Genomic DNA, 12,004 nt, shown 5'->3' with positions numbered 1-12,004 from the left:
CCGTAGCGGTGGTCGAACGGACGCTGGCACGGGAACTGCAGGCCCACGGCCCAGTCCAGCAACACCGGCTGCTCGGAGCCGACGACCGAGTTCAGGGTCTCGAGGGTCGGCACACGCGGCGGGGTGAACGCCAGCCACTGGTCACCGGTCAGGTTCGGGTCGTTCGCGACGATCCGCACCACGTCCGTGTTCTCCGGCAGATCCGCCAGCGGCACCCGCAGGTTCCGCCACGTCGGTGCCGGACCGATGTCGCGCGGCAGGTAGGTGCCCTGGACCTCGACCGTTCCGTCCGGCTGCCGGGTGCCGTACTCCACGAGCAGCGACTGCCCGTACGTGGTGGCGCCGGTGTCGTCGACCGACCAGATGCGTCCGGCCGCGGAGATCACGATGAGCGGTGCGTCGTCGCTGCGTTCGGGCAGCCGGTACCAGCTCGACGTGAGCTTCGCCGGTTCCTGGACGCCCGTCTGGTAGCTGCCGAGGATCGGCGTCACGGCGGGATCCAGGCCGAACGGCAGCTTCGCGGTGCTGCCGTTGACGGTGACGGCACCGGAACCGCCGGTGGTGCCACCGCCCGCGCCGGTCTCGAACCGCGGACCGATGCTCTGGCTGTCGGTGTTGCCCTGCCCCGGCTTGACCTCGACATAGTCGGCGGTCAGATCGGAGGGCACCCCGTCGGGGCTGAAGCCACGCGGTGCGCCACCGGCCAGCGCATCACCGTTCTGCGGCGGGACGGCCGGGTCGATGATCGGTTCGAGCCTGCCCTCGTTCGGATCGACCTCGACGAGCACGTCGTTCGCGAGCCCGCACGTCTGCCCGGCGAGCGCGCCGATGTTGGATCGCGCCAGCGAGTACGCCGGATACTGCGACACCGCACCCTTGACCAGGGACAGCACCTCGAACAGCACCATCGCACCGGCGACGACGGTCAGCGGTGCCGCGGCGAACGCCCGGATGCGCCTGCCCTTCGGCGACGACGGCTTCTCCGGTGGTGGTGCGTAGCCTTCGCGCAGGTACTGCCACGCGACGAGCGCGAGGGACAGCGCGAACAGCACCAGGAACAGCGAGCTGGACTGGTTGCCGTTGAGCGAGACCGTCTTGTCGAACCACGGAATGCCGTAGCTCGACACGTACCACCAGCCGTTGATGCCGGCGAACGACACGGCCAGCACGAACAGCAGACCGGCCAGGAAGATCGTGCGGTTGCGCCGCGACCGCAGCGCACTCGCGGACACCACCACCGCGGTCAGGGCGCCGAGCGACCCGGCGATGCCCGCGTACGCCCCGAAGTGGTGGGTCCACTTCGTGGGGTTGAACATCATGAAGAAGATCGTCCCGAAGACGATGCCGAGGAGCCGCCACGACGGGCTCACCGCGACACCCGGGATGCGGCGGCGGCGCAGCAGCACCAGCAGGCACGTGAACAGGCACAACAGCATCACGAGGAACGCGAAGCGGCGCGACAGCGACCCGTCGACGGTCTGCACCATCAGGTAGTAGTAGCGGAGGAAGTCGTTCCACCACTCCTCGTTGGGGCCGATGATGGTGCGCACGCGGGTGGCCTCGAGGACCGACGCGAGGGTCTGGTCGGAGAACACGACGACGAGCACCAGGGTGCCGGCCGCGGCGATCGGCGCCAGCAGCGGCAGGGTGCCGACCTGACGGTGCCGACGCACGACGATCCGCGTCATGGGCCGGATGCCGGCGAGCAGCGCGGCCACACACATCAGGCCGGTGGGGGCGGCGGCGAGCGTGAACGCGCCGATCAGCACTGCCGTCGCGGCGGGCAGCAGCCTGCCGGTGGCGATGGCCCGCTCGATGGAGCACCAGGTCAGCAGGGCGCCGAGCGCGACGATCGGCTCGGGCCGCAGGCCGTTGTTGTAGGGCAGCCAGAACGCGAGGAACACCAGGCCGCCGGTCCACAGCGCGATCCGGTTGGTGCGCACCGCACGGCCGAGACGCGGCACGACCTCGCGGCTGATGACCATCCAGCACAGGATCGCGGCGATCAGGGCGGGCAGGCGCATCCACGGGCTGGCGGTGGAGATCTTCGCGAACACCGCCAGCACGTCGTAGTACCAGCCGAACGGGGCTTCGGGGACACCGAACCAGCGGAAGTAGTTGGCCATGTAGCCGGAGTGCTCGGACACCCGCGCCATCGTCAGCAGGTAGCCGTCGTCGGAGGTGTTCGCACCGAAGAAATGCCAGCCGATCAGCGTCGCGACGACCACGATGTCGACGCCGGTGAACTTCCACCACCGGGCGGGCAGGAACCGGCGGTGCCCGCGGCCGTCCGTGCCGTCGAGCTTGGCGAGCGCGCCCAGGGCCAGCGCCGTGAACAGCACCGCCAGGATCATCGCGAGCAGTTTCACGACCGTCGGCGACGACGAGAACCGCGAGTCGACGTCGATGGACACGTTCAGCCCCGGCACGTCGGTGCGCAGGTCGCTGAACACACCGACGACGAGTGGCCGCAGGTCGCCGCTCAGTTCACCGGCGCGGGGGTTGCCGTTCTCGTCGCTGAGACCGACGAACTCGGCGGTGGTGCGGTCGACGTCGGACGAGATGGTGATCTCGCTGCAGGCGCCGGACTCGACCTCGCTGCGCGGGGCGGTCGCGACCACGACGTTGCGGTCCAGGACGTCGACGTTCTCGTCGCCGACCCGCACGAACATCGCGTTGAGCGCGGCGCTCTCCCCGTCGGCGGGCGCGGTCGAGAGCAGCATGCCGCCACCGGCGGGCAGTTCCGCGACGGCGGAGCACGGCACGGTCGCGGAGAGTCGCAGCGGGACCTGCGACATCAGCGGAGAGGTGACCGCTCCGGTCGAGCCGTTCTGCGGCCACGTCACGGTCGCTTCGGTGACACGCACCGGCAGGAACGGGGTGGCCACGGCGAGCAGCACACCCAGTAGACCTGCGACGACGGCGACGAGGCGCGCAGTGCGGAACTGCGCGCGCAGGTCGGTCGCGACCGGTGGCCGCTGGGCGGCAGGAGGAGCGGTGGTCGTCGTCACGTCGTCGGGCACGATTGTCGATGTTATCTGCATGTGACCTGTGACGACACGCCCCCTTACCCGTGCGTAGCCTGGGTCACTCGATCAATTTCGGAACACCGTCGCGAATCGGACCGGGCGACCACAGCCCGGAACGGGTGACCTCGGCGACCTGGATGTCGGCGGTCGTCGCGGTCGGATCGATCGGGGTGTACCGCTCCAGCGAGCCCCAGTCGCGATCCCAGTCGTGGTTCAGATAGGTGGGCATCGTCTGCGCGTTCAGCAGCAGCGGGATCCAGCCGAGCGGACCTCCCCCGATGTGGTCCTGCCAGCCGTTGGTGGCGTCCGCGCCGACCCGGTCCGGCAGGATCCGGAAGTCGGGGACCTCGGCGACCCCGTAGCGGTGGTCGAACGGACGCTGGCAGGGGAACGCCAGCCCCACCGACCAGTCCAGCAGCACCGGCGCCTGATCGCCGACCACCGTGTTCAGCGTCTCCAGCTGCGGCATCCGCGGGGGCGTCACCGCGACCCACTGGTCGGGCGCGAGATCGCCGTCGGTGACGACCAGGCGAACCGCGTCCGCGTCGGCAGGGATCTGTTCGCGCGGTACCCGCAGGTTCCGCCACGACGGGGCCGGCCCGATGTCGATGGGCGCGACCTCCGCGATCGGTTCGACACCGCCCTGTCCGGCACCGCCGCCGGTCCGGCCGAATTCGAGCCGCACGTCCTGGCCGGGGCTGATCACCCCGTCCGGGTCGACGTACTTCACGCGGCCGGCCGCGGTGACGACGAGCAGCGGCGTCGCGTCGGTGCGTTCGGGCAGCGCGTACCAGCCGGATTCGAGTTCCGCGCTCTGTTGCGCGCCGGCGCGGTAGCTGCCGAGGACCGGGGTGGTCGCCGGGTCCAGCCCGAACGGAAGTGCCACCGTGCTGCCGTTGACACCGGCCTCACCGCGTCCGCCGCCGGTGCCGGCGCCGGTCGAGGTCGTGGTGCCGCCTTCGTCGGGGTCGATGGTGTTGGCGCCACCGCTCGTGGTGGTTTCCGCGTCGGCGGTCAGGTCGAGGGCCACCCCGTTCGGGGTGAACCCTTCGTCCCGGCCCGCGCCGAGCGCGTCCGCGACGGACCCGTCGAGCGGAACCAGCGCCGTCGCGTTCGGGTCGGATTCGACGAGCACGTCGTCGGCGAGACCGCAGTTCCCGGCCAGCGACGCGAGGTTGGACCGGGCGATCGAGTAGGCCGGCCCCTGCGCGACCGCGCCCTTGAGCAGCGACAGCACCTCGAACAGCACGACGCACGCCGCGACCACGGTCAACGGTGCGGACGCCAGGGCCCGGATCCGGCCGTCGCGGTCCGGCTTCGGGGTGGTGAACGGTTCGCGCAGGTGGAACCAGGCGGCGAACACGAGCGCGACACCGGTCAGCGCGAGCAGCGCCGTGGAGAACGCGTGGCCGGAGATCGACGGCGGCTTGTCCCACCACGGGATGCCGTAGCTCGAGACGTACCACCAGCCGTTCGAACCGGTGAATGCCATCGCCAGCACGAACAGCACCCCGGCCGTGAACAGGGCACGGTTGCGGGGCGAGCGGATCCCGGCAGCGCCGACACCGACCGCGGCGAGCGCCGCCACCGACCCGGCCAGGCCCGCGTACACCCCGAAGTGGTGGGTCCACTTGGTGGGCGTGGCCATCATCAGCAGCAGCGACGCGAACACGATGCCGAGGATCCGGCGCGACGGACCGATCGCGGTACCCGGGATGCGGCCCTTGCGCAGGATCAGCATCACGCACACGACCAGGCACAACAGCATCACGAACACGCCGAAGCGGCGGGCCAGCGATCCGTCCGGTGACACGGTGAGCAGCGCGTCCCAGCGCAACCGCTCGTCGAACCACGGCACGTTCGGGCCGACCGCGGACCGCACCCGGGTCGCCTCGAGCACCGAAGCGAGGGTCTGGTCGGCGAACACCGCGACCATCACCACCGTCCCGGACGCGAGGATCGGAGCGAGCGGCGCGAACCACCCCACCAGCCGCCGCCGCGCCACGAGCACCTTCACGAGCGGGCGGGCACCGGCGATCAGTGCCGCGACCGCGATGAGCCCGGTCGGGCCGGCGGCCAGGGAGAACGCGGCGATCAGCACCGCGATCGCGGCGGGCAGCATGCGGCCCGTCGCGATGGCCCGCTCGATCGAGCACCAGGTCAGCAGGGCACCGAGCGCGATGATCGGTTCGGGGCGCAGACCGTTGTCGTAGGGCAGCCAGAACGCGAGGAACACCAGCCCGGCCGTCCACAGCGCGATCCGGTTCCGCCGCACCGCGACGCCGAGACGCGGGATGACCTCGCGGCTGATGACCATCCAGCAGGCGATCGCCGCGATCAGCGCCGGCAGCCGCATCCACATGCTCGCCGTCGACACCTTCGTCATCAGCACGAGCACGTCGTAGAACCAGCCGAACGGGGCTTCCGGCACCCCGAACCAGCGGTAGTAGTTGGCCATGTAGCCGGCGTTCCCGGACACCCGGGCCATGTTGAGGATGTAGCCGTCGTCGGAGGTGTTCGCCCCGATCACGTGCCACACCAGCAGGGTGCCGACGACCGTGACGTCGGCGAGCGTGACCCGCCACCACCGGGCGGGAAGCACCCGGCGGGCACCACGGCGATCCACGCCGTCGAGACGGTGCAACGCCACGAGGGAGAGCAGCGTCGACAGGACGCACGCGATCATCGCGACGAGCTTCACGGTGGTCGGAGTGGAGGTGAACCGCGAATCGAGTTCGGCGCGCACCGACAGCCGCTCCGCATCCGGCCCGGTCGTCAGGTCCCGGGGGGCGCCCTGAAGGTCGGAGAAGATCCCGACCATCTGGGGGCGCACATCGCCCTCGACCGTGGTGACGGGCTGGTTCTCTTCGGGACCGACGATCTCGGCTGCCGTCCGCTCCGCGTTGGACGCGACGGTCACCGCCGTGCACGGCCGATCCACCGGCGCCGACACCAGCACCGAATTCCGCAGGACCGCCTCGATGGTGTCCGGTGCGCCGTCCCGGCCGGGCACCGACCGGATCAGCAGCGCATTCTCGGTGGCGTCGGGCGCGTCCGGCGGGACGGTCGAGACGAGAACCCCGCCGTCGTCGCCGAGCAGTTCGACCGCCGAACACGGGACGCTCACGCGCAGTTCGAGCGGTGAATACGTGACGAGGGGAACCTCGAGATTGACGAGACTGTCGTTCTGCGGCCAGCTCACACTCGCCGATTCCTGCTTCACCGGCAGAAACGGCAACGACAGGGCGAGGACGAACCCCAGCAACCCGGTGACGATCGCGACCAGGCGTGCCGTCCGCACGGTCACAGCGGCAGAAGCGGTCGTTTCGGGCGAACGGGAATCGGCGGGCACAAGGCTCGATGCTAGGCGAGTACACGGCCGACGGTGCCGACCCCGTCCGGCCCGGCCGTTTCGGCTTCGCGGTCCGGGCTTCGGCGGCCGGTCGCGGGACTAGCATCGTCGGGTATGGCCCGCGCGACCGAACCCGTCGACGCAGTGCGCTCCGGAGGTGTGGTCGCGGCACTGCACGCCGGAGGTGTGGTCGCGGCACTGCGGGCCGCCGGGGTGAGCGACGTGAAGGGCGACACGACCACCCGGGCCCTGTACTCGTCCGACGCCTCCCTCTACCGGGTTCCCCCGCTCGCGGTCGTGCGGCCACGGGCCACCGACGAGGTCGCCGCCGTCCTCGCGGTGTGCCGCGACCAGGGTGTGCCGCTGACCGCGCGCGGCGGCGGCACATCCGTCGCGGGCAACGCCGTCGGCCCCGGAGTGGTGATGGACTTCTCCCGGCACCTGAACCGGGTGCTCGAGGTCGACCCGGCCACGCGCACGGCGCGGGTGCAGCCGGGCGTCGTGCAGGCCCGGTTGCAGCGCGCGGCGACCCCGCACGGATTGCGGTTCGGGCCCGACCCGTCGACCCACAACCGCTGCACCATCGGCGGGATGATCGGCAACAACGCGTGCGGCGCCCGCACCCTCGGCTACGGGCGCACCGTCGACAACGTGGTCGGGCTCGACGTGATCGCCGGGACCGGGGACGTTCTGTCGCTGCCGGGGCCGGGGTCGCTGCTCGAGCAGTTGCGGACGGTCGCGGGCGCTCATCTCGCGACGATCCGCACCGAGTTCGGCCGGTTCGGGCGGCAGGCGTCCGGTTACGCCCTCGAACACCTGGCGCCGGAGAACGGCTTCGACGTGCGCCGCATGTTCGTCGGCAGCGAGGGCACGCTCGGTGTGATCACCGAAGCGACCGTGCAACTGGTCGCCGACCCGCCGGTGCGGATACTGGTCGCGCTCGGCTACCCGGACATCGCGACCGCCGGCGACGCCGCGCACACTCTGCTCGCGTTCGGCCCGACCGCGTGCGAGGGGCTCGACTCGCGGATCGTCGACGTGGTGCGTGCCCGGCGCGGTCCCGGGGCGGTGCCGCCGCTGCCGCGTGGTGCGGCGTGGCTGTTCGTCGAACTGTCCGGCGACGAGGCCGGTGAGGTTCGCGAGCGCGCTGCGTCGCTGGAACGGGCTGCGGGGGCTGTCGATTCGCTGATCGTGGAGGACACGCAGCGGGCGGCGGCACTGTGGCGGATCAGGGAGGACGGCGCGGGACTGTCCGGGCGGAGTCCGGCCGGGCTCCCCGCGCACGCCGGCTGGGAGGATGCCGCGGTCCCGCCGCAGCGGGTCGGAGCCTATCTGCGCGAATTCGAAGTGCTGCTCGAGGGTTACGGGATCACCGGGTACCCGTACGGGCACTTCGCCGACGGCTGCCTGCACATCCGGCTCGACATCCCGCTCGAGGTTCCCGGGCTGCTTCGTGAATTCCTGTTCGCGGCAGGTGAACTCGTCGCGTCCTACGGGGGCTCGATGTCGGGGGAGCACGGCGACGGCCGTGCCCGCAGCGAACTGCTGCCGCTGATGTACTCGCCGGCGGCGCTGCGGTTGTTCGGTGCCGTGAAGGCGGTGTTCGATCCCGACAACATCCTCGGGCCCGGGGTCCTCGTCGACCCGGCGCCCGTCGACCGGGATCTGAGAGTGCCGGCCGCCCAGATCGTCCGGAAGAACCTGGCGTTCCGGTACGAGGACGACGACGGTGACTTCACCCGTGCGGTGCACCGCTGCACCGGTGTCGGCAAGTGCCGCGCCGACATCACCGCCACGGGTGGCGTGATGTGCCCGTCCTATCTGGCGACGCGCGAGGAGAAGGACTCCACCCGGGGGCGCGCGCGGGTCCTGCAGGAGATGCTCAACGGCGGTCTGGTCACCGATTCGTGGCGGTCCCGCGAGGTGCACGAAGCGCTCGACCTGTGCCTGTCCTGCAAGGGTTGCGCGTCCGACTGTCCCACCGGTGTCGACATGGCGACGTGGAAATCCGAAGTGCTGTACCACCGTTACCGGCACCGTCCACGTCCGGCCGGGCACTACACGCTGGGCCGGTTGCCGCGCTGGGCGGCATGGGCGAGCCGGGCACCGCGTGTGGTCGACGCCGTCACCCGGATACCGGGCGTCGCCGCGGCGGGACTCACGATCGCGGGACTGGACCGGCGGCGCCACATCCCGCGCTTCGCTCCGCGCACCTTCCGCCGTTGGTTCGCGGACACGGCGGCCGGGCGGTCCCGGAACGGCGACCCGGTGCTGTTGTTCGTCGACACCTTCACCGACTTCTTCACACCGGAGGTCGGGGTCGCCGCCGTGCAGGTTCTCGAGGCGGCCGGGTTCCGGGTGCGTGTCACCGACCGGCGGCAGTGCTGCGGTCTCACCTGGATCACCACCGGACAACTCGACGCTGCACGAAAGATCCTGGGCCGCACCGTATCCGAACTTTTCCGGACCGGAACGCCGATCGTCGGGCTCGAGCCGTCGTGTACCGCGGTGCTGCGGTCCGACGCCGTCGAACTGCTCGGGTCGCAGCCGGCGCAGGTCGTCGCGCAGTCGACAGTGACGCTCGCCGAACTGCTCGCCGACCGCCCGCTGCCGTCGCTGTCCGGCACCACCGTCGTCGCACAGCCGCACTGCCACCACCACGCCGTCATGGGCTGGGGAACCGACGCGGACCTGCTGCGGCACGCCGGTGCCGACGTCACCAGGCTCGGTGGATGCTGCGGCCTCGCAGGGAATTTCGGCGTCGAACGCGGTCACTACGAAGTGTCCGTCGCGGTCGCCGGACATCAGCTGCTGCCGGCGGTCGAAGCGGCGGCGGAGGATCACATCGTCCTCGCCGACGGCTACTCGTGCCGCACCCAGATCGCCGACCTCACCGATCGCCGCGGTGTCCACCTCGCCGAACTCCTCGCCTCCCGCATCCCCCCGCCCTCCGGGTGATGGGAACCAGTATTCGGTCCATCCGGCCGAAGGTTCCCATCACCCGGGGCGGAGGTCGCCGGCGGCGTCGGGCAGATCGGCCCCCGCCGGGGACGAGAGCGCGGGAACGATGAGTTTCCGTATGCGACCCGGTCTGTATCCCCGACACCACTGCTGCGACTCTGGGGAGACCGTCATGACCACAACCACCGTGTCCACCACCACGACCGCCCCGTCGAAGGGCGCCCGTACCGCCGGGCTGATCGTCAGCGGCCTTGTCGTGCTGTTCCTGCTCTTCGACTCCGTGATCCATCTGCTGAACACGTCCCAAGTGCAGGAAGCCATGGCCGATCTCGGTTTCGATCCCGGCCTCAACCGCGTGTTCGGTGTCGTGCTGCTCGTGTGCCTGATCGCGTACGTGGTCCCGGCGACGTCGATCCTCGGCGCCGTGCTGCTCACCGGCTACCTCGGCGGGGCGGTCGCGACGAACCTGCTCACCGAACAGCCCGTCGTGAGCACCACACTGTTCCCGATCTACACCGGCATCTTTGTGTGGGGCGGCCTGTGGCTGCGCGACCTCGAGGTCCGGCGGATCATGCCGCTTCGGCGCGGGTGACCACGACGAACGGACCGACCTCGGTCACGATGAATCGCGGATCGTCGAACAGTGCCTTCGGGAATGTGACCGTGTAGCGGCGCACGTTCGGGTCGTTCGGGTACACGTCTTCGGCAAGCCGGAGCGTGTACCCTTCGGCGTTCTGCCGGAACACCACCGCGTCGGGTGCGCGCCACGGTGCGGCGTCCCACGCGGCGAGCAGTTCGTCGGGAGTGCCGAGTTCCGACCATTCCGCGATGGCTGCGGCCCGCGCCGGGAAATCCGCCAGCGGGTTCGCGTAATGCGAAGTGAGAGCCTGGAATCCGTAGTACGGGTAGTACGCGAGGAAGGTGGTGTCGGCGGTGAGGACCACGATGTCGTCGCGGTCGCGGCCGAGTTGCGAGGTGATCGTCTCGTCCACCTCAGCGAAGTACGACGCCGCGCCCGGCGGCCGCTGGTCGGCGCGTTCGCCGTTGCCGTCGGTGTCGGTGTAGGCGAGGGTGATCTCGCCGGTGAGGACCTGCGGGATGTTCTGGGTGAACGCGAGAGCGCCGAGGGCTCCGACGGTGACGAGGGACCACCGGACACGACGGTTCTCGCTCGTGGTCAGCACGATCCAGCGGGTGAAATCGACGAACGCGAATGTGCCTGCGGCGCCGAGCAACACCAGCAGGATCACTTCGAGCCGGAACGCCAGGAGTGTCGTGCCGATCGCGGTCACCGCCATCGATGCCAGACACCACAGGTACACGGCGACGACACCGAGCCCGAGCGCCTGCGCCCGCCGCGACGACGATGCCCGGCCGACGAGCCACACGGTGCCGAGCAGGCAGAGCAGTCCGATGAGCGAGGCGTGGAACATCGGCAGCGGCAGACGTGCCCCGGCGTCGGGAAGGTAGTGGGTGGCGGTGCCGGACCCGGCGAGCGACGCGCCACCGAGCACATCGAGCGCGAACGGCAGCCAGACGATCAGCGCCACCAGCACCGAGATCGCAGCGATGACGGCCAGCCGGATCAGGACGGGAATCGTCGCACGCCACGTTCCGGCGGCGCGCCACGCGAGCGCGCCCGCGACGACCGCCATCACCACCACCGCGAACGCGGCCAGCCCCAGGTAGAGGGTGTAGAAGGTTGCGGCCAGGCCGAGGAACAACCCGGTGCCGACCACCGCCCCCCACCCCTGCCGTGCGCGTTTCCGGTAGCGGTCGCTACCGGAAACGCGCACGGGAGCGAAGGCGCCCCACGCCAGTACCAGTGCGGCGGGCAGCAGCAGCGCGATGACCGCGCCGTACGGCTCGGGGGAGCCGTACGCGAGCACGATCGCGGTCGTCGCGGTCGTGACCAGCACGGCCAGATCCGACCGCACCAGTTCCGACCACAGCACCGCGGCGATCGCCGCCGCGACCGCGAGCGACGCGATCGCGTACGGCTTGAACGCCTCCCAGCCGTCCATGCCGAGCACGTTCGCGACGCGCCCACCCACCCAGAACCAGCCCGCCGGATAGAACGGGGGCAGGTCCGTGTACGTCATGTCGTGCAGTGCAGCCGAATCCGTGAACCGCGTCAGGTACTCGGTGCGGAACTCCTGGTCGACGGAGATGCCGTGCAGATACAGCTTCGTCGCAGCCAACGGCATGCCCAGCGTCACCGTCACCAGAGCGGACAGGCCCGCCCACGACAACACCCGAGCCGCCAGCGGCCATCGGTGCCGGCGCAGCATCCACACCGACACCGCGAGCACCGCCAGCGCCGCGACCTGCAGCACCGTCGTGATCGCCTGTGTCACGTTCGACGAATTGAACGCCGGCCACTGCACCCGCGCGAACGCGAACAGTCCGACACCCGCGACCGCTGCGGCGACGACCGCAGCGCACACGAACTGCACGAGCGTCGAGAGGACGCGGCGTGCGGGGGCTACTTCGGAGGCGGTGAGCACCACCCGAGCATAGGGGGGTGCGCGATGCCGGCCACGGCGCGGCAACCCGGATTCGAGTAGTGCAGACACTGGCACTTCCACCCCTGCGCCCCGCATGCTTGACGGAAGCGACGGTGGCCGCAGGTGCCACCGACAGGAGCAGGGTCGCCATCGCG

General features: G+C 70.6%; 5 protein-coding genes. 2 read left to right on the top strand and 3 right to left on the bottom strand.

The features are described 5' to 3' along the window. The coding region (locus A8G15_RS15600) for an arabinosyltransferase domain-containing protein (RefSeq protein ID WP_068161168.1) at positions 1–3,023 on the bottom strand (3,023 nt) is incomplete at its 3' end. Positions 3,024–3,087: 64 nt separating this feature from the next. Further along, positions 3,088–6,381: an arabinosyltransferase domain-containing protein gene (locus A8G15_RS15595; RefSeq protein WP_068161166.1), complete on the bottom strand. Its 3,294-nt coding sequence runs from the start codon at positions 6,379–6,381 to the stop codon at positions 3,088–3,090. A 114-nt stretch (positions 6,382–6,495) separates the two neighbouring features. On the opposite strand from A8G15_RS15595, the gene A8G15_RS15590 reads away from it, so the two are divergent. After that, complete coding sequence (locus A8G15_RS15590; RefSeq protein ID WP_082899932.1) at positions 6,496–9,339, top strand: FAD-binding and (Fe-S)-binding domain-containing protein; 2,844 nt, start codon at positions 6,496–6,498, stop codon at positions 9,337–9,339. Positions 9,340–9,514: 175 nt separating this feature from the next. Next, positions 9,515–9,934 carry a DoxX family protein gene (locus tag A8G15_RS15585; protein WP_068161163.1) on the top strand — a complete coding sequence of 140 codons (420 nt, stop codon included), beginning with the start codon at positions 9,515–9,517 and terminating at the stop codon, positions 9,932–9,934. Here A8G15_RS15585 and A8G15_RS15580 read toward each other — a convergent pair. Further along, entirely contained in the window at positions 9,912–11,945 is a 2,034-nt protein-coding gene (locus tag A8G15_RS15580) for a galactan 5-O-arabinofuranosyltransferase (protein ID WP_082899931.1), read from the bottom strand. The genes A8G15_RS15585 and A8G15_RS15580 overlap by 23 nt on opposite strands. Positions 11,946–12,004: the final 59 nt, after the last annotated feature.

This window comes from Rhodococcus phenolicus, assembly GCF_001646785.1.
In the GTDB taxonomy this organism is placed as follows: domain Bacteria; phylum Actinomycetota; class Actinomycetes; order Mycobacteriales; family Mycobacteriaceae; genus Rhodococcus; species Rhodococcus phenolicus.
Note: the sequence above shows the minus strand (reverse complement) of the source record. Positions and strands in the feature narration are given on the sequence as shown.